This window comes from Kitasatospora sp. NPDC024654, assembly GCF_055559155.1.
On sequence record NZ_JBVHLF010000011.1, the window covers coordinates 74,434 to 99,001 of the forward strand.

At 74.7% G+C, this 24,568-nt stretch carries 4 protein-coding genes and 1 pseudogene; 3 read left to right on the forward strand and 2 right to left on the reverse strand.

Going from position 1 to position 24,568, the window contains the following annotated elements:
- Window positions 1-232: 232 nt before the first annotated feature.
- Together ACZ38L_RS09650 and ACZ38L_RS09655 are read right to left on the reverse strand one after the other, a co-directional pair.
- Window positions 233-1,825 (reverse strand): CocE/NonD family hydrolase, encoded by a 1,593-nt coding sequence (locus ACZ38L_RS09650; protein ID WP_465691061.1) that lies wholly within the window; start codon window positions 1,823-1,825, stop codon window positions 233-235.
- Window positions 1,826-2,217: 392 nt separating this feature from the next.
- Window positions 2,218-2,517, reverse strand: a pseudogene (locus tag ACZ38L_RS09655) (SbtR family transcriptional regulator); the annotation flags it as partial.
- Between the two features lie 598 nt (window positions 2,518-3,115).
- On the opposite strand from ACZ38L_RS09655, the gene ACZ38L_RS09660 reads away from it, so the two are divergent.
- The 3 genes from ACZ38L_RS09660 to ACZ38L_RS09670 all read left to right on the forward strand — a co-directional run bounded on the left by ACZ38L_RS09660 (window position 3,116) and on the right by ACZ38L_RS09670 (window position 24,556).
- Complete coding sequence (locus tag ACZ38L_RS09660; protein WP_465690986.1) at window positions 3,116-4,237, forward strand: cytochrome P450; 1,122 nt, start codon at window positions 3,116-3,118, stop codon at window positions 4,235-4,237.
- 93 nt (window positions 4,238-4,330) lie between these two features.
- Window positions 4,331-5,677: a serine hydrolase domain-containing protein gene (locus ACZ38L_RS09665; RefSeq protein ID WP_465690988.1), complete on the forward strand. Its 1,347-nt coding sequence runs from the start codon at window positions 4,331-4,333 to the stop codon at window positions 5,675-5,677.
- A gap of 147 nt (window positions 5,678-5,824) precedes the next feature.
- The gene (locus ACZ38L_RS09670; RefSeq protein ID WP_465690990.1) at window positions 5,825-24,556 is read left to right on the forward strand and encodes a non-ribosomal peptide synthetase; all 18,732 of its coding nucleotides are present in this window, start codon (window positions 5,825-5,827) and stop codon (window positions 24,554-24,556) included.
- Window positions 24,557-24,568 lie beyond the last annotated feature (12 nt).

A 24,568-nucleotide genomic window follows, 5' to 3' on the forward strand; every position in this document is an offset into this window, starting at 1 on the left:
GATGGTCCTCCGTTGGGTGAAGCGGGGATGACCCCTGGGCGGAAGGTCCCCGCAACCGTAGCGAGTACCACCGCGGCCACCGTGCCGGGCTCGCTCGCCGCGGCGAGCATCACCCGAAGGTGTGGTGGCCGGCCGTCCGCAGGCGGTGGGCGGCCGGTCGACCCAGGGCGGACCGTCGGCGGTGACCGACGGCTGTGCGGTGTCGATGGCGTCCGGCGAAGGGGGCCCGTGGTCAGCGCACCGGGAGGGTGAGCCGGGAGGGGTCGTCGGCCGGGGAGTTGAAGGTCACCCGACTGCCGAGCGGGGTGTTGCCGGCGTACAGCGGGTCGCGGGTGTCCAGGACCAGTGCCAGGCGGTGCCCGGCAGGCAGGTCGTAGCCGGTGGCGAAGAGCTGGATGTCCAACGGGAAGGCCCGGCCGGGTGGTTGGTCCGACCAGCTCTGCGGGGCGTGCGAGATCAGCTTGCCCACGCCGGCGGCGTCGACGTCGTAGAGGTAGCCGAAGACGGTGCCCGCCGGGGCGCTGGCGGTGACCGTGGTGTGCACGGCCGCGGCGCCGCGGATCCGCGCTCCGGCCGGGTACGGCGCCGACTCCCAGACGGCCCCGGCCGACCGGGACAGCAGCGGGACCACGACGGTCGGCGGCAGCGCGGCGACCTGGTCGAGCAACCCGGAGAGCTCGACGACGCCGCCGTCGGCGCCCGAGTCGGTGCCGCCGACGAGGGAGGTGTGCCAGCCCGTGCCGGCCGGGCCGCCGAGGGCGCCGGTGCCCAACGGGTTGGCGGCGCCCAGCCGCAGTTGCTCGGTGCGGGTGCTGACGGCGGACCAGTCCGGGTAGCTCTCCCGGATGTCGTCGGGACGGACCGTCAGCTCCACCGACCGCTGCGGCCGTCCGCCCGTGTCCGCGCCGCCCTTGAGGTACTGGTCGAACCAGGCCAGTGCGCTCGACCAGGTCGCGTCCGGCAGACCCAGCAGGCTGGGCAGCTCCTGGGTGGCGTGGTCGCCGGGTCGCAGTTCGAGCCGCTTGGGCCCGATCAGGCGCTGGTAGAAGGCGGTGATCTGGCTGGGGTTGAAGATACTGTCGCCCCAGGCGTTGGCCAGCAGGACCGCGGTGCCGTTGGCGTTGATCCGGTCCACGTAGCTCGCGGGGGAGCGGGTCTGCGCCCACCGGATGACGTCGGGCATGTCCTGTCCGGTGAACAGGTCACCCAGGTTCTGGCGCATCTGGGGGCTCTGCCGGCCGGTGGGCAGGGCGATGCCGGTCAGCAGGGCGGCGGCCTGCAGGTGCCGGGTCTGCCCGCTGTCGAGCGAGTCGGCCAGGTCCCCCCACCCGCTCATCGCGGCCACCGCCTTGACCCGCGGGTCGAACGCGGCCCCCAGCAGGGCCAGGCCGCCACCCAGGGAGAGCCCGGTCAGGCCCACCCGCCGCGGGTCGGCCGGGGTGTGCGTGAGGGTCCAGTCGATCACCGAGGAGAGGTCGGCGACGTCCCGCGGTCCCGCCACGTCGATCTCGCCGCCGGAGCCCCAGAACCCGCGCACGGTGTACGTGACCGCCACGTAGCCCGCGGCGGCGAGTTGCCGGCCCTGGGCCACGTACTCCAGGTCGTTCTGCCCCCAACTGGCCGGCTGTACGACGGTGGGGAAGCGGCCCTGGGCGTCGGCCCCGGGGGTGCCGGGGGCCGGGGTGAAGACATCGGCCTTCAGTACCACGCCGTCCGACATCGGGACGTCGACGGTCCGGAAAGCCACGGCGGTCGCGGTCGCGGGGACGGCCACGGCCGGGGTCGCGCCGCCGCCGACGGCCAGCACAACTCCCAAAAGGATCAGTGTGGTTGTCCGCCATCCTCGGCGGCGGTGGGGAGGCTTCACGGCAGCTCCAGCGGGTCGGATCGCGGTGCCGGGGGCGGCTGGTCGTGCGATGTGGTGACTGGGAGCGTAGGGGCGCACCACCGCCACGTGCGAGATGATGATCAGTCAACTTACTGGCTGGTAATAACCGCTGGAGGTGGCCGGGCCGCGTGCGCCCGAGTACGCCCGAGCGCGCCGTGCTCACCGGCGGACGCGTGGCGCAGGCCGCCGGTTCGTCGACCCGCCGGTCGGTCCGGGGGCGCGCGTCGTCGGTTCCCCTGCCCTCCGGAGGATGTCGGGATCCGGTCGCGGGTGTTCGGTTGCGGTGGAGTCGATCGAGTCGGTCGCGCGGGGCGGGCTGCGGCTCGGCGCGGTAGGCGTAGTCCCGCGATGAGGAGTTCGACCAGTCGACGTGCGTCGTAGCGGGGATCGCTGCCCGCGCCGATGCAGAGGTTGCCGACGCCGCGCATGAGCCCGTAGGCGTCCAGGCCGGATCGAGTCTCGCCGGAATCGGCCGCGGCGTCGAGCAGTTGGGCGCACACGGGCACGAGCCGGTCGAGGAAGTAGGTGTGCAGCGTCTCGAAGTCGGCGTTGTCGGACTGCAGCACGGCGGCGAGTCCGTGCTTGGTGACCAGGAAGTCGACGAAGAGGTTGATCCATCGCCCCATCGCCACACCTCCGACAAGACGACGGTTTCTCATGAGAGTTGCTTCCCGTTCAACCTCGAGGGGTTGCGAGAGAGTGACCCACCGTGAAGACTGTGGCGGGTTCGTCGTTGTGAGTATTGGGCCGTCAAGGTCCGCACTGGCCGTGGCGGCTGCTGTGCAGGGTTCGCGCAGCGGTTGCGTTGGAGGGATCGTGAGGGGGATGCTATGCCAGTCCGGTCCACCGTGGAGGCTGGGACGGGGGAGCGCCAGCGGGCCTGTTGAGGTGCTCCACCTGGCTGCGGTAACCGGCTGACGTCATGTGTCCGTTGGCCCCTCGCAGGGCGGCGTCGCGCGGAACAATCCCGTCTCGTCCGGACGGTGAGTCCCGAGTGCGGCCCGGCTCCGTCCGCCGGAGAGCGCTGGCGTCGCGTCCGGAGCCGTCGTGGCCCCGATTCGTCACGTCCTGCCGGAGTGTCATCCGGCGGGAACCCCCTGCCTGATCCAGCCATGCCCGCGAGCCGTGACCTAAGGAGGACAGGTGCCTGACCATCAATTAGGTTACTCCTCAGTTCTTTTGGAGGAAATGACTGGGCGCTGGCGGGACTTGCGCGAGGCCGGACCAGTGCGGTGTGACAACCAGGGCCTGTGGCAGGTCCTCGACCACGAGACCGTCGCCACCGTGCTCGCCGATCCGGCCACCTACTCCTCGGACCTCTCCTCCCTCACTCCGACCCAGGAGGACTTCGAGACCTTCCGGCGGGGCAACTTCGTCGGGATGGACCCACCGGAACACCGCAGACTCCGCACGCTGGTGAGCCAGGCGTTCACCCCGAGGGTCGTGCAGGAGCTGGCACCGCGCATCGAGGCCGTGTGCGCGCGACTGCTGGACGCCGTAGCGGACCACGACCGGTTCGACCTGGTCGACGCTCTCGCCTATCCGCTCCCCATCATCGTCATCGCCGACCTGCTCGGCATCCCGGCCGACGAGCACCGGCTCTTCCAGGAGTGGGCGAACATCCTGTTCGGCGGTGACCAGCTCGGCGAGGCGGCCGACCTGGCCGACCTGGAACGGGCGTTGGAAGCCATCGCCCCCACCGTCCGCGAGATGAACGGGTACGTGCTGCAACACATCCGCAACCGCCGCGCCCGGCCGGGGGACGACCTCACCAGCAGGCTGATCACCGCGGAGGTGGACGGCGTCCGCCTGGAGGACCAGCAGATCGTCGGATTCGTCGCCCTGTTGCTGGTCGCCGGACACGTCACCACGACCGCGCTGCTGGGCAACGCCGTCGTGACCTTCGACCGGCATCCCGGCACGGACGCCGCGCTGCGCGCCGACCCCGGCCGGCTTCCGCAGGCCATCGAGGAGGTGCTGCGCTGGCTGCCCCCCTTCCCCGAGTTGGGACGCCGCGTCACCCGGCCCGTGGTGCTCGGCGGTCACGAACTGCCGGCCGACACCATGCTGGTGGCCCATCTCGGCGCCGCCAACCGCGACCCGGCCCGCTTCGACGCGCCCGACGTCTTCGACGTGACACGCCACCCCAATCCCCATCTGTCCTTCGGCCACGGCATCCACTTCTGCTTCGGCGCGCCGCTGGCCCGCTTGGAGGCGCGGATCGCTCTGCACATGCTGCAGGAACGATTCCGCGCTCTCGCGATCCCCTCCTACGAGGACGTCACGTACCAGAACCCGGCCGTCATCATCGGCGTGCGCCGGCTGCCGGTCGAGGTCGTCAGAACGTAGGACGGGCGTGCACGCGCCCGGTCGGCCCCGCGCTCACCCGCGGCCGCCGGCCACACCCGCACATGAGAACCAGTCAACGGGAGTCCCCTTCTCATGCCGTACACCATCACCCCGGTCCGCGAGCGCGCGCCGTTCCTCTTACGGAGAGAGCTGCAGCACCGGCTCGACACCCTCGCACGCAGCCATCGGGTGCCAGGCGCCCAACTGGTCGTGGACACCGGTGCGGAGGTGATCGCCCTGCACGCCGGTGTGGCCGACGCCGCCACCGGTGTCCCCTGCACCCCGGAAACCGCCGTTCCCCTGGGGTCGCTCACCAAGCCCTACACCGCCGCCCTCGTGATGCTCCTCGCCGACGACGGTGACCTCGACCCGGACGACCCCGCCGCCGACTACCTCCCCGAGCTGCGGCAGGTGCCGGACGTAACGATTCGCCAGCTCCTGAGCCACACCAGCGGCCTGCCCACCGGCCCCGACTCCGACACCGCCGCCCGGTCCACCGTGACCCGCTACCTGTCGTCCGTGTGCACCGCCCGGGACGCGCTGTTCCCGCCCGGAAGCGATTTCTCCTACTCCAATGCCGGCTACGTCGCCGCCGGGCGCCTGGTGGAGACGGTGACCGGCATGCCGTGGCACGAAGCCGTGCGCGCCCTGCTCCTCGAACCCCTGGGCACCGCACCCGCCTTCGTCGGCACGAAGGCCTCCGGCCGTCCGGTCGCCGCCGGTCACGCGCTCAACACCGCGACGGGCCGGGTGCGCCCGGTCCAGCAGAACCTGGCCCCGCTGGAGGCACCGGCCGGAGCCCTGCTGGCCAGCGCGGCGGACCTCGGCGCGCTCGGCAGCGCCCTGGCCGGCCGGACCGCGGTCCTGCCCTCCGCCGTCGCCGTCGAGATGCGCCGCCCGCAGTCCGCCGCCCGTCCGGGTGCGCTCGCGGACGGTTGGGGGCTGGGCCTGGCCCTCTACCGGCAGGACGACCGGCTCTGGTACGGCCACGACGGCAACGCCCAGGGGACCTCCTGCCACCTGCGGGCCGAACCGGACAGCGGCGTGGTGGTCGCCTTCACGGGCAACGCCGGCGCCGCCACCGCGCTCTGGCGTGACCTCGCCGACGACCTGGCCCAGATCGCCGGTGTTCGGGTGCCGGCCGCGATCGCGCCCGCGGATCCGGCCGACGCCGTCGGCCTGCCCGAGTGTGCGGGCACTTACGTCAACGGCGGCACCCGGTACCGCGTCGCGCTCGAGCCCGACGGCTCGCCGACCCTGTCCGTCGACGGTGACCTGCCGATACCCCTGCGCTGTTACCCCGATCTCTCGTGCGATCTGGTCGACCCGGGCACCGGGCGCCCCGAGCCCGGCGGACGCTTCCACCGCGACCCCGCCACCGGCGCGATCGACCGCGTGCAGATATCCGGTCGCACGGCACGCCGCACCGGCCTCGCCTGAGCCGGTAGCAGCCCGTCAGCCCCCGGGCGCCGGCGTGCCCGTAGCCGACCCCACCGCACCACTCCCGTGGGTCCGAGGGCTGCCCGCTCGCCCGCCCTCCCCGACGCTCGCGCCGCATCCTCCCCATCCGGAAGGACTTCTCACTCCATGGCCGACTTGCCCGACCAGCCCGTACCCGTGCCCACCTCGCCGCAGGCCGGTGGCACCGCCGGGACGCCGGAGAGCGGTGCGGCCCCGAGGCCGGCGTACCCCACGCTCGGTGAGCTGTTCGCCGCCTGGGTGACCCGCACGCCGCACGCGCCCGCGGTGACCGACGGTCGGCGCACCTGGACCTACCGGGAACTGGCGGCTCGGGCCGACCGCCTGGCCGGCCACCTGGTACGACGCGGTGCCGGGCCGGACCGGACGGTGGCCCTGGTCCTGCCGCGCTCGATGGAACTGATCGCGGCGGAGCTGGCCGTCACGAGGGCGGGCGCCGCCTTCCTGCCGGTGGACCCCGCCTATCCCGCCGAGCGGCGGGCGCTGATGCTCGCCGACGCGGCACCCGCCGTGACCCTCGACGACCCGACGCACGTCAGCGATGTGCTGGACGCGGTCACGGTCGACACCGCGGACGAGGCCGACGCCCCGGTCGCGGCGGTCGGCACCGACCACACGGCGTATGTGATCTACACGTCGGGCTCCACCGGGACGCCGAAGGGCGTGGTGGTCACCCACCGCGGTATCGGCGGGTTCACCGCGGCGGCCGTCGAGCGGTACGCTGTGCGGCCCGGTGACCGGGTGCTGCAGTTCTCCTCGCCCAGCTTCGACGCCTCCGTCCTGGAGCTCTTCATCTCCGTCCTGTCCGGCGCCACTCTCGTGGTGCCCCCGGACGGGCCCTGGCTGGGCGACGACCTCGCCGCCGTCCTGGACGAACACCGCATCACGCACGCCCTCATCCCGCCGGCGGCCCTGGCCACCCTCCCCGCCCCGGCCACCGGCACCGCCCGCCACCTGCGCACGCTGATCGTCGGAGCCGAGGCCTGCCCGGCCGCTCTCGTCGACCGCTGGGCGCCGGGCCGACGCATGATCAACTCCTACGGCCCCACCGAGGCCACCATCGTCGCCACCTGGACCGGGCCGCTGTCCGCCGGCGCCGGCAGGCCGACGATCGGCGGCGCGCTGCCCCACACCCGGGTGTACGTGCTCGACGCGGCGATGACTCCCCAGCCGCCCGGCGTCGACGGCGAGTTGTACATCGGCGGGGACGGAGTGGCCCGCGGCTACCTGGGCCGCCCGGGCCTGACCGCCGCGCGCTTCGTCGCCGATCCCTTCGGACCTCCGGGCGCCCGGCTCTACCGCACCGGCGACCGGGTGCGCTGGACCCCCGACGGCGTACTGGAGTTCCTCGGCCGGCTCGACCGGCAGGTGAAGATCCGTGGCTTCCGCATCGAGCCGGGGGAGATCGAGGCGGCCCTGCGACAGCACACCGAGGTCGGCGAAGCCGTCGTCGTGGTCCGCGAGGACGAGCCGGGGCGGGAGCGTCTGGTCGGCTACGTCACCCCCGCCGACCCGGAGCGGGCCCCGGACCCCGCGGCGCTGCGCACGGCCCTGGCCGCCGCCCTGCCCGCCCACCTGGTGCCGTCCGCCGTCGTCGTCCTGGGGGCACTCCCGCTCACCGCGCAGCACAAGATCGACCGGCGGGCGCTACCCGCGCCCGCCCGCCCGTCCGTGGCCGGCCACCTGGCACCGCGCACCCCACAGGAGCGCACCCTGGCCGCCATCTGGGCGGATGTCCTGGACACCGACGCCGTCGGAGTGACGGACGACTTCTTCGATCTGGGCGGTGACTCGGTCCTCGCCGCCCGGACCCTGGCCCGGGTCAGGGCGGAGTTGGGCGTCCACCTCACCCTCCGGGACGTCTTCACCGAGCGCTCCATCGCCGGCCTGGCCCCGCTGCTGGGCGAACGGCATGTCACCGCGCCGCCGGAGCCGATCCCGTCCGCCCCGCGCGAGGTGCCGCTGCCGCTGTCCAGGGCCCAGCGACGGCTGTGGTTCCTCGACGACCTGACCGCCGGCGGCACGGAGTACAACACCGGCGTGGCCCTGCGGCTGCGCGGCGCGACGGATCCCGAGGCCCTGGGCCGGGCGCTGCACCGCCTGGTGGCCCGCCACGACTCCCTGCGCACCACGTTCACCACGGTCGACGGGCAGGGCGTGCAGCGGATCGCCGCGGAAGGCTCCCTGCCGTTGCGGTCGGTCGACCTCGGTGACCTGCCCGCGCGGCGGCGTGCCGAGCAGGCCGAACGGCTGCTGACCGACGAACTGAGCCGCCCCTACGACCTGACGGACGGTCCGCTCGCACGGGCGCTGCTCGTCCGCCTCGCCGTCGACGAGCACCTGCTGCTGCTGGGGCAGCACCACATCATCACCGACGGCTGGTCGGTGGGCGTCCTCACCCGCGAGCTGGTGGCGCTCTACCGCGCGGAGGTCTCCGGCGAGCCGGACGGCCTGCCCGCCCCGGCCCTCCAGTACCCCGACTTCGCGGTGTGGGAGCGGCGGCGGGCCGCCGAGCACGGGGCCGGCGAGGCCGAGGACCTGGCGTACTGGAAGCGGTGCCTGTCGGGGCTGCAGCCCCTGCAACTGCCCACGGACCGGCCCCGGCCCGCGACGCGCACCACGTCCGGTGCGGCGCACCGGCACCACCTCCCGGCCGATCTGGTGGGCCGGTTGCGGCACCTCGCCGCAGGACGCGGTACGACGCTGTTCACCCTGCTCGCCGGGGCGTCCGCGCTGCTCTTCTCGCGCTACTCCGGCCAGCGGGACGTGGCGTTCGGCACCGTCACCAACGGGCGCGACCGCCGGGAGTTGGAGGAGGTGACGGGCTTCTTCGCCAACACCGTGGTGCTGCGCGGTGACGTGGACGAGGCGGCCACCGTCGACCGGTTCGTCGAGAGCATGCGCACGACCGTGCTGGACGCCTTCGTCCATGCCGGGGTGCCGTTCGACCGGGTGGTCGAGGACCTGGCCCCGCCCCGGGACCCCAGCCGCACCCCGCTGGTGCAGGTGCTCGTCGTCCAGCAGACGGCCGCCGCCATCCCGCCACCCGCCGGCGGCCTCCGGTTCGAGGAACACCCGCTGCCCCGGCCGGCGGCCCGCTTCGACCTGGTCCTGGAGTTCGCACCGGACGTGTCGGGCGGCTGCGCGCTGACGGTCGAATACAACACGGACCTGTTCGACGCGCGGACCGTGGCCCGGATGTGCCGTCACCTCCGTCGCCTGCTGGAGGGCATGGCGGACGGCCCGCAGCGGACGCTGGCCGAACTGCCCATGCTCTCGGACGAGGAGCAGCGCACGCTGCTCGACTCCTGGAACCCGCCCGCGCTCGACGGTCGGGACCTCCCGGACACCGCGCTGCCCGAGCTGTTCCAGGCGCAGGTCGCCCGCACCCCCGACCGGACCGCCGTCGCCTGCGGCCCGGTACGGCTGGACTACACGGAGGTGAACCGGCGCGCCAACCACCTCGCCCGGCTGCTCGTCTCCCGGGGCGCGGGCCCGGAGACGCTGGTGGCGATGTGCCTGCCCCGCTCCGCCGAACTGGCGCCGGCGCTGTGGGCGGTGCTGAAGTCGGGTGCGGGATACGTCCCGGTGGACCCGGGATACCCGGCCGAGCGGATCCGCTTCATGCTGGAAGACGCCGAGCCCGCTCTCGTCGTCGCCACCCGCGAGACCGCGCACGCCCTGCCCGAGGGCTGCGCCGTGCTGCTCCTGGAGGACCACCCCGCCCTCGACACCGACGTCACGGGCGCCGCCGGGGCGGACCTGACCGACGCCGACCGGCTCCGGCCGCTGGAGCCTGACCATCCCGCTTACGTCATCTACACCTCGGGGTCGACCGGTCGGCCCAAGGGAGTGGTGGTCACCCACCGCAGCGTCGTCGCGCTCGCCGCCTGGGTGCGGGAGCGGTTCGGCCCCGGCGGGCTGGAACACGTGGTCGCCTCCACCTCGCTCAACTTCGACGTGTCGGTCTTCGAGCTGCTGTGCCCCCTGCTGGCCGGCGGAAGCGTCGAGGTGGTCGACGACCTGCCGGCCCTCGCCGATGAGCCGGACCGGCGGCGGGTCGGGCTGCTCAGCGGCGTGCCCTCGGTGATCTCCCGCCTGGTGACCGGGGGCGCCGCCCCGGTCGACGCGGACACCGTCGTGCTGGCCGGTGAGGCGCTCTCCGCCCAGGTGGTGCGCGACCTCCGGTACGCCATGCCGGGCAGCGCGATCGCCAACGTCTACGGCCCCACCGAGGCCACCGTGTACTCCACCGCCTGGTTCGCCGGTGACGGGCTGCCGGAGCAGGCACCGCCGATCGGCCGGCCGGTGGCGCGGACCCGGGTGTACGTCCTCGACCGCGCGTTGCGTCCGCAACCCCCGGGCGTGGTGGGTGAGTTGTACCTCGGGGGAGGTGGGCTGGCGCGCGGCTACCTGCGGCGCCCCGGCCTGACCGCCGCCCGGTTCGTCGCCGACCGGTTCGGCGCGCCGGGGGAGCGCATGTACCGCACCGGGGACCTGGTGCGGTGGAGCGCCGACGGCGACCTCGAGTACGTCGGCCGGGTCGACCAACAGGTCAAGGTCCGGGGCTTCCGCATCGAACTGGGGGAGGTCGAGGAGGCGCTCCGCCGTTGCGAGGGCGTGGCGGAGGCGGCCGCCACCATCTCCGGGACCGACGGCAACCGGCGCCTGGTCGGCTACGTCGTCCCCGTCCCGGAGGCCCGCCTGGAGCCCGAGGCCGTGCGCCGGGCGCTCGGCCTCACGCTGCCCGACTACATGGTCCCCTCGGTCGTCGTGCTGCTGTCCGCCCTGCCGCTCAACCCCAACGGCAAGCTCGACCGGTCCCGGCTCCCCGAGCCGGGACCGGCCGTGCGCGCCGTACGCCACGTCGAGCCCCGAACCCCCACCGAGCGCGCCTTCACCGCCATCTGGGCCGACGTCCTGCATCTGGAACGGGTCGGCGCGGACGACAACTTCTTCGAGCTCGGCGGCGACTCCATCCTCAGCATCCAGGTGGTGGCCCGCGCCCGGCAGGCGGGGCTGTCAGTGACCTCCCGGGACGTCTACCAGCACCAGACGCTCGCCGCCCTCGCCCGGTGCGCGGACGCTGCCGGAAGGCGGCAGCCGGCCGCTCCTTCGGCGGTGGCCGCCACCGGACCGAGCCCCCTGACGCCCATTCAGCGCTGGTGGTTCGACCGGGCCGCGGAGCGGGCCGGCCACTTCGCCCAGGCACTCTCCGTCCGCCTGCCCGACGAGGTGGACACGGCGGCGCTGGCAGACGCCCTGAACGACGTGGTCGCCCACCACGACGCCCTGCGCTCCGGCTTCCCGGCCGACGACGACGGCTCTGGTGCCCGCGCCGGTGCCGCGGACGTGCGCTGGCACATCTCCGACCAGGCGCCCCGGGTCGCCCTGGCCCGCCACACCGGCCCGGACACCGACACCCCCCACTTCGGCTCCTTCGACCTGCGCCACGGACCGTTGCTGCGAGCCGTGCTGCACGACCGCGGACCCGGCCGGCCGCCGGTCCTGCACCTGGCCGTGCACCACCTGGTGGTGGACGGGGTCTCCTGGCGGGTGCTGCTGGAGGACCTCGACGCGGCCTACCGCGCCCGCCGCGACGGCCGCGAGGGGGCCGCGGCGCTGCCGGCGAAGTCCTCGCCGTTGCGGCACTGGGCCCGGCGGCTCGGCGCGCACGCGGCCGCCGGCGGTTTCGAGGACGAGACGGCGTACTGGGCGCGGGCGGTCCCGGATCCGGTGGACCCGTTCCCGGCCGATCTGGCCGGCGCCAACACCTACGCCTCGGCCCGCTCGGTGACCGTGCGCCTGAGCCCCGCGGACACCGCCGTCCTCCTGCGCACCCTGCCCGACACCTACCGCACCCAGGTCAACGACGTGCTGCTGAGCGCCCTCGGCCGGGTGCTGTGCGCGTCGAGCGGACAGGACCGGGTGGTGGTGGACGTCGAGGGGCACGGTCGCGAGGAGCTCTTCGGCGACCTCGACATCAGTCGCACCGTCGGCTGGTTCACCACCCGGTACCCCGTCGCCCTCGGCGTGCCCGCGCGGGCGGACTGGGACACGGCCCTCAAGCAGGTCAAGGAGCAGCTGCGCGCCGTCCCCCGGCATGGCCTGGGTTTCGACGCCCTGCGCCACCTGGGCCGGCCCGGGACGGCTCCCCGGTTCCCGGCCGCGCAGGTCAGCTTCAACTACCTGGGGCGGATGGCGTTCCCGGAGGGGCCGGACGGGCTGTACCGCGGCATGTTCCGGCCGCTGGAACTGGACGCCGACCCGCTGGCCGAACGCCCACACGCCCTGGAGGTCGTCGGGCAGCTCGACGGCGAGGAACTGGAGTTCACCTGGTTCTACTCCGACCAGCTGCACCGGCGGGCCACCGTCGAGGCACTGGCCGAACGGTTCGCCGACGAGCTGGCCGGTCTCGCCCGGCACGCGGCACGCCCCGGCGCCGGCGGGCGCACGCCGTCCGACTTCCCGCTGGCCCGGCTCGACCAGGCCGCCGTGGACCGGATCGTGGGAGACGAACCGGGCGCCGTGGAGGACGTCCTGCCGCTGACGCCGACCCAGGCCGGCATGCTCTTCCACGGACTCGCCCAGGAGGACAGCGGTGTCTACTTCCAGCAGCTGACCCTGGTCCTGGAGGGCGTGTCCGACCCGGACGCGCTGGCCGCGGCCTGGCAGTGGGTGACCGACCGCACCGCGGTGCTGCGAGCCCGCGTGGTCTGGCAGGACGTGCCCGAGCCGCTGCTGGTGGTGCAGCGCCACGCACCGGTGCCGGTCACCCAGCTGGACTGGCGCGACCTGCCCGAGGACGAGCGCCGTGGTCGGTTGGGCGACCTCCTGGACCGCGACCGCGCGCACGGCGTCGACCTGGCGAGGGCCCCGCTCCAGCGCCTGGTGCTCGCCCGGGTCTCCGACACCGCCGTGCGCGTGGTGTGGTCCTTCCACCACCTGGTCCTGGACGGCTGGAGCCTGTTCCAGGTGCTGTCGGACGTCTTCGCCTCCCACGCGGCACTGTCCGCGGCCGGCCCGGGCGCGACGGACGTTCCGCGGGACACCGTGCCGGACCGCCGCCCCTACCGCGACTACGTGGCCTGGCTGCGCGGGTGCGACTGGGCGGAGGCCGAACGGCACTGGCGGGACCGCCTCGCGGGCCTGGCCGAGGCCACACCGCTGCCCTTCGACCGCGAGCCGCGCCAGACCCACCGCGCGGAGTCCACCCAGGCCGTGCGGGTCACGGTGCCCGAGGCCACCACCCGGGCACTGGAGGACCTCGCCAGGACCTCCGGCCTCACCCTGAACACCCTCGTCCAGGGCGCGTGGACGCTGCTGCTGGCCCGTCAGGCGGGCCGGGACGAGGTGGTGTTCGGCACCACGGTGTCGGGACGGCCGCCCGAGCTGCCCGGGGCCGAGGCCATGACCGGCCTGTTCATCACGACCCTGCCCACCCGGGCCACGGTGCCGGGTGACGGCACCCTGCTCGACTGGCTGCGCCGGCTGCAGCGGGAGCAGGGCGAGGACCGGCGCTTCGACTACGTACCACTCACCCGCATGCGGACGTTCACCGGTCTGCCCGAGCGGGTGGCCCTGTTCGACAGCATCGTCGTCTTCGAGAACTACCCGGTCGACGGCAACCTCGCCGCCGCCCACGGCCTGCGCCTGAGTGACCTGGACGGCATCGAGACCACCAACTACCCGCTGAGCCTGGTGGCCTACCCGGGGCCGGAGCTGGCCCTGCGCCTCTGCTACGACCCGGAGTTGTTCGACACCGCCACGGTGCGACGGATGGCCGGGTACCTCACGGTCCTGCTGGCGGGCATGCCCGACGGCGGCGGGCGGCCGCCCGCGCGACTGCCGTTGCTCGCCGTCGACGCGCGTGCGCGGGTGCTCGGAGAGTGGAACGACACCGCCACCGAACTCCCCGAGCGCAGCGTCGCGGAGCTCTTCGGCGAACAGGTGCGCCGCACGCCCGACGCCGTCGCCCTGGAGGCCGGCCACCAGCGCGTCACCTACCGGGACCTCGACGCCCGCGCCGAGGCCCTGGCCGCCCGGCTGGCCGCGCTCGGCGTCCGGGCGGAACACCCGGTCGCCGTGCTGATGAATCGTTCCGTCGCGCTGATCACCGCTCAGCTGGCCCTGGTCCGCACCGGCGGGGTGTACGTGCCCCTGGACGGCAGGGCGCCGCGCGAGCGGCTGCGCCGGATGCTGGCCGAGGCCGGCGCCGATCTGGTGCTCACCGACGTGGACTGGGAGGAGACCGCCCGCGACCTGTGCCCCGACGAGGGCGTCCTGCGACTCGACGACGCGGGCGCCCCGGACCGGCCGGAGCCGGCCGGTCCGGGGCGGGCCCCCGCGCGTCCGGCCCCGGCGGTCCATCCCGACAACCTCCAGTACCTGATGTTCACCTCCGGCTCCACCGGTACCCCCAAGGGCGTCGCGGTGCGTCAGCGGGACGTCGCCGCGCTCGCCCTGGACCGCGCCTTCACCGGCCACGACCGGGTGCTCGTGCACTCCCCGCACGCCTTCGACGCCGCCACCTACGAGGTGTGGGTGCCGCTGCTGCGCGGCGGCACGGCCGTGCTGGCCCCGCCGGCGGACCTGGACGCCGCCCTGGTCCGCCGCGCCATCACCGAACAGGGTGTGCGCTGCCTGTGGCTGACCGTCGGCCTGTTCCGCCTGCTCGCCCAGGAGGACCCCACCTGCCTGCGTGGCGCGCGGGAGGTGTGGACCGGTGGCGAGGCCGTGCCGGGCGCGGTCGTCCGCCGGGTCCTGGAGGCCTGCCCCGGCCTCACCGTCGTCGACGGCTACGGTCCCACCGAGACCACCACCTTCGCCACCCGGCGGGTCTTCCGCTCCGGCGACCCGCTGCCCGCCGTGCTGCCCATCGGACGCCCGCTGGACAACACGCGCGTGTACGTGCTGGACGACCTGCTCCAGCCCCAACCACCGGGCATCCCGGGAGCGTTGTACGTCGCCGGGGCCGGGCTGGCCCGGGGTTACGCGGGACGGCCCGGCGAGACCGCCGCCCGCTACGTCGCCGACCCCTTCGGGCCGCCCGGAGGCCGGATGTACCGCACCGGCGACACCGCGCGGTGGAGCGAGGACGGCGAACTGCACTTCGTGGGCCGCGCGGACGACCAGATCAAGATCCGGGGCTTCCGGATCGAACCCGCCGAGATCGAGGCCCGGCTCACCGCCCACCCGGACGTCGCCGAGGCGGTCGTGTCGCTGTACCAGGACGCCGGGCGCAAGCGCCTCGCGGCCCACCTGGTACCGGCCGACGGTGCCGCGCCGCCGTCCGCCGGCGCGCTCCGCGACCACCTGGCGGCCGACCTGCCCGACTACATGCTCCCCGCCGCGTTCGTCACGGTGCCGGACCTGCCCCTGACGGCCAACGGCAAGGTGGACCGGCGGCGGCTGCCCGCCCCCGACTGGTCGGCGGTCGGCGACAGCGCCTACCGGGCCCCGCGCACCGGGACCGAGCGCGTGCTCGCCGCCATCTGGGCGGACCTGCTGGGCGTGGACCGGGTCGGCGTGGACGACAACTTCTTCATGCTGGGCGGCGACTCGATCCTGAGCATCCAGGTCGTCTCCCGCGCCCGGGCCGCGGGGCTCGCACTGACCCCCCGTGACCTGTTCCGGCGTCCCACGGTCGCCGCGCTGGCCGCCGCCGGCGGCACCGCCGGGTCCGTCGCCGGCACCGGACCGGTGAGCGGCGAGGTCGGCCTGACGCCCATCCAGCACTGGTTCCTCGACCCCCACCCGCCGCACGCCGGGTTCTTCAACCAGTCCGTCGTCCTCGAAGTGCCCGGTGAGGTCGACCCGGACGTCCTGCGCCGTGCCCTGACGGCCCTGTGGGCATACCACGACGCCCTGCGATCCCGGTTCACCACCGACGACGACGGCACCTGGCACCAGCACTGCGCCCCCGCGGACGCCGCCGCCCCCGAGCTGTTGGAGGTCTGCGATCTCGGCGGCCTGGACGCGGCGGCGGCCGGGGAGGCCGAGGCCCGGGTCACGGCGGCGGCGCACGCCGCGTTCCGGCTGGACACCCTGCCCCTGCTCACGGCCCGGCTGTTCACCACCGGCGGTACCCGGCCCGCCCGGCTGCTGCTGGCCGTCCACCACCTGGTGGTCGACGGTGTCTCCTGGCGCGTGCTGCTGGAGGACCTGGAGACCGCGTACCGGCAGGCCGCGGCCGGCCGGCCGATGCGCCTGCCGGCCCGCACCACCTCCGTCCAGGAGTGGACCCGCCGGCTGCGCGAGCACACCGGGAACGCCGGCTTCGCGGCCCAACGCGCCCACTGGGAGGCGGTCGCCCGGCACTGCGCGGCACCGCTGCCGGTGGACGGCGACGGCGGCAACACCGCGACCGACGTGCGCGCCGTGACGGTCCGGTTGGACCGGGAGCGCACCGACGACCTGCTGCGCAGGGTCCCCGGCGTCTACCGCACCCGGATCGACGACGTCCTGCTCACCGCCCTCGGCCGGGTGCTCGCGGAGTGGACCGGACGGCGCACCGTCGCCGTCGGCCTGGAAGGGCACGGCCGCGAGGACCACCTGTTCGAGGACGTCGACCTGTCCCGCACGGTCGGCTGGTTCACCACCCTCTTCCCCGTCGCCCTGGAGGTCCCGGAGGGGGACTGGGGCATCGCGCTGAAGTCCGTGAAGGAGCAGCTCCGGGCGGTGCCGGACCGGGGCCTGGGCTTCGGCGCCCTGTGTCACCTCGCCCGGGAGGAACGGCTCGCAGGCGCGCCGGCCCCCGGCGTCAGCTTCAACTACCTGGGCCGGTTCGACTGGTCGGCCGACGGTGCCGCTCTGGTCCGCGCGGTCCCCGGCGGCCTCGGCGGCGCGGAGGCGCCCGGAACGGTGCGTCCGCACCTGCTGGACGTGGTGGCCCGCGTCGAGGACGACCACCTGGAGATCAGCTGGTACTACAGCGGCGGGCGGCACCGCGAGCAGACCGTCACCGGGCTCGCGGAGGGCATGCTGCGCGCGCTGGAGGGCATCGTCGCCCACTGCGCGCGCCCGGACGCCGGCGGCCGAACGCCCGCGGACTTCCCGCTGGCCCGGCTGGACCAGGAGGCCGTGGACCGGGTCGTCGGGGACGGACGCGCCGTCGCCGACGTCTACCCGCTGACGCCGATGCAGGCGGGCATGCTCTTCCACAGCCTGCTCGATCCGGCCGGGCGCACCTACGTCAACCAGGTGCAGCTGGTGCTGTCCGGGGTCACCGACCCGCATGCCCTGGCCGAGGCGTGGCAGCGCACCGTGGGCGCCAACCCGATGCTGCGCACCCGGCTGACCTGGCAGGAGACCGCCGAGCCGCTCCAGGTCGTGCAGGAGCGGGCCACCGTTCCGCTGACCCACCACGACTGGACGGGGCTCGCGGTCGACCGGATCGAGCGCGAGACGGCCCGGCTGCTGGCCGAGGACCGGCGGGCCGGTGTCGACCTGGGCACGGCGCCGCTGATGCGGCTGGCGCTGATCCGCCTGTCGCCGGCGCGGGTGCGGATGGTGTGGACGTTCCACCACGTCCTGCTCGACGGGTGGAGTGCGGCCCAGGTCTTCGACGAGGTGTGTGAGCGGTACGCCGCCCTGACCTCCGGACGCCGGCCGCGGCTGCCCGAGCGTGCCCCCTTCGGCGACTACCTGCGCTGGTTGGCCGGTCAGGACGCCGCCGGGGCCGAGCGGTACTGGCGCGACACCCTTGCCGGGTTCCACGCGCCGACCGAACTGCCCCGGGACCGGCGGCCCGCCGAAGCCCACCGCACCTCCTCGTCCGAGTCGGTGCGGGTGACCCTCGACACCGACCTGTCGGCGCGGTTGCGGGAGACGGCCCAGCGCGCGGGGCTGACCGTCAACACCGTGCTGCAGGGCGCCTGGGCGCTACTGCTGTCCCGCTACGGCGGCGGCGACGACGTGGTGTTCGGCACGATCGTGTCCGGCCGGCCCGCCGAGCTGCCCGGCGTGACGTCGATGGTCGGTCTGTTCATCAACACGCAGCCCACCCGGGTGCGGATCGACGGGCGGCGCCCGCTGCTGGAGTGGCTGGGTGAGCTGCAGGCCGCCCAGTCGGAGGCCCGGCGCCACGACTTCGTCTCGCTGGCGCAGCTGCAGTCGTGGAGCGAGGTGCCCGGTGGGACCAGCCTGTTCGACAGCATCGTGGTCTTCGAGAACTACCCGTTCGACGAGGAGGCGGTGGCCCGGCACGGTCTGGGCATCGAGCAGGAACGCGACCTGGAGCCCACCAACTACCCGCTCAGCGTGGTGGTGGCGCCTGGAGAGGCCCTGTCGGTCAACCTCGACTACGATCCGGCCGCCTTCGACGCCGCGACCGTCGAGGGGCTCGGGGCGAGCCTGAGAACGCTGCTGGCGGCGATGGCGGCCGACCCCGGCCGCTCGCTGGCCGACCTGCCGCTGCTGGACCCCGACCGGGCACGCGAGCTCGTCGAACGGTTCGGCGGAGCGGTGACCGAGCCGCGGCACCACACCCTGCCCGAGGCGTTCGGGCGGCAGGCCGCGCGCACGCCCGGCGCTCCGGCCGTGCGGTCCGGATCCGAGACCCTCACCTACCGGGAACTCGACGAGCGGGCCAACCGCTTGGCCCGGCTGCTGATCGCTGCCGGTGCCGGCCCCGAGCGCTTCGTCGCACTGGCGCTGCCCCGTACGGCGGACCTGGTGGTGGCGCTTCTGGCGGTCCTCAAGAGCGGCGCCGCGTACCTGCCGGTGGACCCCGGGTATCCGGCCGAGCGCATCGCGTTCCTCTTCGCCGACGTGCGGCCCGACGCCGTGGTCACCAGCACGGAGACCGCCGGCCGCCTGCCGGAAGGCCCGTTCGCCCGGATCGTGCTGGACGGCCCCGACTGTGCCGCACGGCTGGCCGCCGCCCCCGCCGCCGCTCTCGGCGACGACGAGCGGCGCGGCGCCCTGCTGCCGGAGCACCCCGCCTACGTCATCCACACCTCGGGCTCGACGGGCCGTCCGAAGGGCGTCGTGGTCTCCCACGCCTCGGTGTCGGCCCTCACCGACTGGGCCGTGGCCGAGTTCACCGGCCGTGGGCTGGCCCACGTGGTGGCCTCCACGTCGCTGAACTTCGACGTGTCGGTGTTCGAGATCCTCTCGCCGCTGCTCTCCGGTGGCTGCGTGGAGGTCGTCCGCGACCTCCTGGCGCTGGCGGAGCGTCCCGGACCGTGGCGCGCCGGCCTGCTCAGCGCGGTGCCCTCGGCCCTGGGCAGGCTGCTGGCGGAGGACGCCGTGCACGTCACCGCGGACACGGTGGTCCTGGCAGGTGAGGGTCTGCCCGCCCGCACCGTGAGCCAGGTGCGCGCGGCGGTGCCCGGCTGCCGGGTCCTGAACATCTACGGCCCGACCGAGGCCACCGTCTACGCCACCGCCTTCACCTGTGACCCCGCCGACCCCGACCTCGACCCGCCCATCGGCCGGCCGGTCGGCGGCGCCCGGGCCTACGTCCTGGACGACCGGCTGCGCCCGGTGCCCGTCGGCGCGCCGGGGGAGCTGTTCCTCGCCGGCACCGGTGTGGCGCGCGGCTACCTGCGCCGTCCCGGCCTGACCGCGTCCCGGTTCCTGCCCGACCCCTTCGGCCCGCCCGGCACGGGGGCACCCCCGGCCGGAGGCGGGGGGAGGATGTACCGCACCGGCGACCTGGTCCGCTGGACGGCCGACGGCGACCTCGTCTACCTCGGCCGCACGGACGACCAGGTGAAGGTGCGCGGGTTCCGCATCGAACTCGGCGAGGTCGAGGCCGCGTTGGCCCGCCACCCGCAGGTGTCGGCGGCCGCGGCCCGGGTGGTGGAACACGACGGCCACCGGCGCCTGGTGGGCTACGCGGTCTCCCACGACGCAGGGTTCCCGGAACCGGCCGAGTGGCGCGCCTTCCTCGCGCGCACGCTCCCCGACCACCTGGTGCCCGCGCTGGTGGTGCGGCTGGAGCGGCTGCCGCTCGGCGCCACCGGCAAGCTCGACCGGCGCGCGCTCCCCGAACCCGTGTGGGCCGCCCCGGCAGCGGGGGGCGACCGGCCGCCCCGCACCGAAACGGAGCGGACGCTCGCCGCGATCTGGTCCGAGGTGCTCGGGGTGCCCGAAGTGAGCGCGGACGACAACTACTTCGCGCTCGGCGGCGACTCGATCCTGGGCATCCAGATCGTCTCGGCCGCCCGCCGGGCCGGTCTCGCCCTGACCCCCCGGCACCTGTTCGCGCACCAGACCCTGGCCGAACTCGCCCTCGCCGCCGAGGAGCCGCCGACCGCGGCGGTCGCCGCCGAGCAGGGCGCGGTGGTGGGCGACCTCCCGCTCACCCCCGTGCAGCACTGGCTGTTCGACACCCTCACCGGTGACGCCGCCCGCCTCACCCAGGCGGTCTCCTTCCAGCTCGCGGCGGACACCGACGAGACGCTGCTGCACGCCGCCCTGGCCGCGGTCCTGGAACAGCACGACGCACTGCGCCTGCGGTTCGAACAGGTCGGCGGCGGGCGGTGGCGCCAGTACGGCACCGCGTCCGGCGGCGCGCCGGACCTGCGCGTCCACGACCTGCCCGGCGGCGGGCCGGAGGAGCACGCGGCGGCGCTGCGCGAGCTGGCCGACGAGCTGGCCGACGGCTTCGACCTGGCCACCGGGCCGCTGCTGCGGGCCGCGCTGTGCCGCTTCGGCGACGGGCGGCACCCGGTCCTGCTGGTGGCCGCGCACCACCTGGTCGTGGACGCGGTGTCCTGGCGCCTGCTCCTGGAGGACCTGGACACCGCCTACCGCGCCCTGCGCGCGGGCGGGCGGCCCGAGCTCGGACCCAAGAGCACCTCGTTCCGCGCCTGGGCGCAGCGCCTTGCCGAGCACGCCGCGGCCGGCGGCTTCGACGACGAACTCGCCCACTGGCAGGGCCTCGACGGCGGCACCGCCCCGGCCTCCCTGCCGACCGACCACACCGGCGCCAACACGGCCTCCGTCGAGGAGACGCTGACCGTCGGTCTGGACGCCGAGGAGACGCGCCGGCTGTTGCAGGACGTGCCGGAGGTCTACCGCACCCGGGTCAACGACGTCCTGTTGTGCGCCCTGGGCCGGGTCCTGGCGCGCTGGACCGGGAAGGACCGGGTGGCGGTGGCCCTGGAGGGCCACGGCCGCGAGGACTTGTTCGACGGGGTCGATCTCGCCCGGACCGTCGGCTGGTTCACCACGATGTACCCCGTGGTCCTGGACGTGCCCCGCGACGCGGACCCCGGTGGCGCGCTGAAGGCGGTCAAGGAGAACCTCCGGGCCGTGCCACGCGGTGGGCTGGGCTACGGTGCCCTGCGGTTCCTGCGGCCCGCGGCCGGCTCCGAGCTGCCGGAACTGCCGCAGATCGGCTTCAACTACCTGGGCCGGCAGGACTGGAACGGCACCCCGGGCGGCCTGCTGCACGCGCCGTACGGCCCGCTCACCGGTGGCATGGACCGCTCGGCGGACCGGCCGCACCTCCTCGACGTCCTCGGTCAGGTCGGCGACGGGCGGCTCGAGTTCACCTGGTCGTACTCCCGCGAGGTGCACCGGCGCGAGACCGTCGCCCGCCTGGCGGCCGAGATGACGGAGGAACTGCGGGCGATCGTCCGGCACTGCGCCGAGCCCGGCGCGGGGGGCCGCACCCCCTCCGACTTCCCGCTGGCCCCCCTGGACCAGGCGGCCGTCGACCGGCTGGCCGGCACCGGACGGGGTGTGACGGAGATCTATCCGCTCACGCCCACCCAGACCGGCATGGTCGTGCACGGCCTAGACGAGGCCGAACACGGCCTGTACATCGAGCAGATCACCTTCGTGCTGGACGGGGCCCGCGATTCCCGGCCGCTGGCCGCCGCCTGGCAGCACGTGGTCGACCGCACCCCCGTCCTGCGCACCGCCGTGGCCCTGCACGACGTACCGGTGCCCCTGCAGGTGGTGCACCGGAACGTGACCCTGCCGGTCACCGAACACGACTGGAGCGCCCTGACGGCGGAACGGCGCGACGCGGAGCTGGAGCGGCTCCTCACCGAGCAGCGGACCCGTTCCCTGGCCCTGGACCGGGCCCCGCTGCTGCGGCTCGCCCTGGTCCGGCTCGGACCGGACGCGGTGCGCGTGGTGTGGACCTTCCACCACGTCCTGCTGGACGGCTGGAGCGTCTTCCACGTCCTGTCGGACGTCCTGGCCGCCTACGCCGCGCTCACCCGTGGCGAGCAGCCGAGCCTGCCCGAGCGCCGGCCCTTCGCGGACTACGCCGCCTGGCTCGCCGCCCGGGACACCGGTCCGGCGACGGCACACTGGCGGAGCGTCCTGGCGGGCCTCACCACGCCCACCGCGCTGCCCTACGACCGCAGGCCCGCTCAGGACTCCACGGCCCGGTCCGGTGTCTGGCTGTCGCAGCGGCTCGGCGAGGCCGAGACGAACCGGCTCCAGGAGTTCGCCCGTCGGCACCGCCTCACCCTCAACACCCTGGTACAGGGTGCCTGGGCGCTCCTGCTGTCGCGCTGGAGCGGTGAGCCGGGGGTGTGCTTCGGCACCACCGTCTCCGGCCGGCCGGCCGACCTGACCGGCGCCGACACCATCACCGGCCTGTTCATCACCACCCTGCCCGCCCGCGTCACCGTCGACGGCGGCGCGCACTGCGGTGCCTGGCTGCGCGCGGTGCAGGAGGAACGGGCCGAGGACCGCCGCTTCGACCACCTGCCGCTGACCGAGATGCACGACCTGAGTGAACTGCCCGCCGGGACACCGATGTTCGACAGCCTGGTGGTCTTCGAGAACTACCCGGTCGGTGACGCGACCGCCGGCCTCTATGGCCTGCGGATCCGGGATCTGGACGCCAGGGAGGCCACCAACTACCCGCTCACCGTGGTCATTTCACCCGGCGACCGGCTCAGTGTGGAACTCGGCTACGACCCGCGGTACTTCGATCGGTCCACCGCCGTTTCCCTCGCCGACCAGCTGCTGCACACCCTGGCCGCCCTGGCCGCCTCGGACGGCACCGTCCGCCTGGACGACATCGACGTGCTGCCGCCCGGGGAACGGGCGCGGCTGCTGCGCGGACCGGCTCGGCCGCCGCTGGGTCCGGTGCCCCCGGCCACCCTGCCCGCCCTCGTCGAGGCCGCCGTGGATCATCGGCCGACCGCGGCGGCACTGAGCGCCCCGGGTCTGAAGCTGTCCTTCGCCGAGGCCGAGGCGCGCGCCAACCGCCTGGCGCACCAGCTCATCGCCCGCGGCGCGGGTCCGGGCGACGTCGTCGCCCTCCTCCTGCCGCGCTCGGCGGACATGGTGCTGACCCAGCTGGCGGTGACGAAGGCGGGCGCCGCGTTCCTGCCGGTGGACCCCAACTATCCGGACGAGCGGATCGAGTTGATGCTGCGCGACGCGGCCCCCGTGCTCACCCTCGACGCCAAGGAGGCCGCCGACCTGCTGGCCGCGCCGTCGGACGGCACCGCCGACCACCGGCCCACCGACGCCGACCGGATCCGTCCGCTCGACCTGGACGACCCGGCCTACGTCATCTACACCTCCGGGTCCACCGGTACCCCGAAGGGCGTCGTCGTCACCCACCGGGGGCTCGCGGCGTTCGCCGCGGCCGAGGCCGAGCACTACCAGGTGGCCGCGGGCGACCGGGTGCTGGCCTTCGCGTCCCCCAGCTTCGACGCCTCCGTGCTCGAACTGTGCATGTCCCTGCCGCACGGCGCGCGGCTGGTGGTGCCCGCTCCCGGTCCGCTGCTCGGCGCCCGGCTGGCCGAGGTGCTGCGGGGGGAGCGCATCACCCACACCCTGCTGCCGCCGGCCGCCCTCGCCACCCTGCCGTCCGATGCCCCCGGCACGATGCCCGACCTGAAGACGCTGGTGGTCGGTGCCGACGCGTGCAGTGCCGAACTCGTCGCCCGCTGGGCCCCGCACCACCGCATGGTCAACTCCTACGGGCCCACCGAGGCCACCGTGGTCGCCACCTGGTCCGCGCCGCTGGAACCGGACGGCGCCGCGCCGCCCATCGGCCGCCCGCTGCCCGCCACCGGCGCCCGCGTCCTCGACGCGCGGTTGCGGCCGGTCCCCGACGGCGTACCGGGCGAGCTGTGGCTGAGCGGAGCGGTGCTGGCACGCGGCTACCTGGGCCGGCCGGGCCTGACCGCCGCCCGCTTCACCGCCGACCCGTTCGGGCCGCCCGGTACCCGCATGTACCGCACCGGCGACCTCGTGCGCCGCGACTCCCGGGGTGAGCTGCACTACCTGGGCCGCACCGACCACCAGCTCAAGCTGCGCGGCCACCGGATCGAGGCGGGCGAGGTCGAGGCGGCCCTGGTGCGTCACCCGGCCGTGCTGGACGCCGTGGTGAGCGTGCGGGAGGACGAGCCGGGGCTGCCGCGCCTGGTCGCCCACCTGCTCGCGGCCCCCGGCGCCGAGCCGCCGGCCGGCGCCGAGCTGCGCGCGCTGGTCGCCCGCTCCCTGCCGGCCCACATGGTCCCCTCGGCGTTCGCGGTCCTCGACCGCTTCCCGCTCACCGAGAACGGCAAGACCGACCGGGCGGCCCTGCCCGTGCCCGCACCGGCCGAGGAGGAGCGGACCGGCCACGTGGCGCCCCGCACGCCGACCGAGGAGGCGGTGGCGGCCATCTGGGAGGAGGCCCTGCAGACGGCGGTGGGCGTGGTGGACGACTACTTCCTGCTGGGCGGCGACTCCATGCGCGCCCTGCTCATCGCCTCCCGCGCCAACGATGCCTTCGGCCTCGCGCTCACCCCCCGCGACGTCCTGGTCTCCCGCACCGTGGCCGCCCTGGCGGAGCTGGTGGAGGAGCTGGTGCTGAGCGAACTCGAGGACACCGCGCACGGCAACCCCGACGATGACGAACGGTGAGGATCCGACGAC

Coding starts and splice junctions, on each gene's coding strand:
- ACZ38L_RS09665 (WP_465690988.1), top strand. CDS start 4,331: ATGCCGTACACCATCACCCCGGTCCGCGAGCGCGCGCCGTTCCTCTTA.
- ACZ38L_RS09670 (WP_465690990.1), top strand. CDS start 5,825: ATGGCCGACTTGCCCGACCAGCCCGTACCCGTGCCCACCTCGCCGCAG.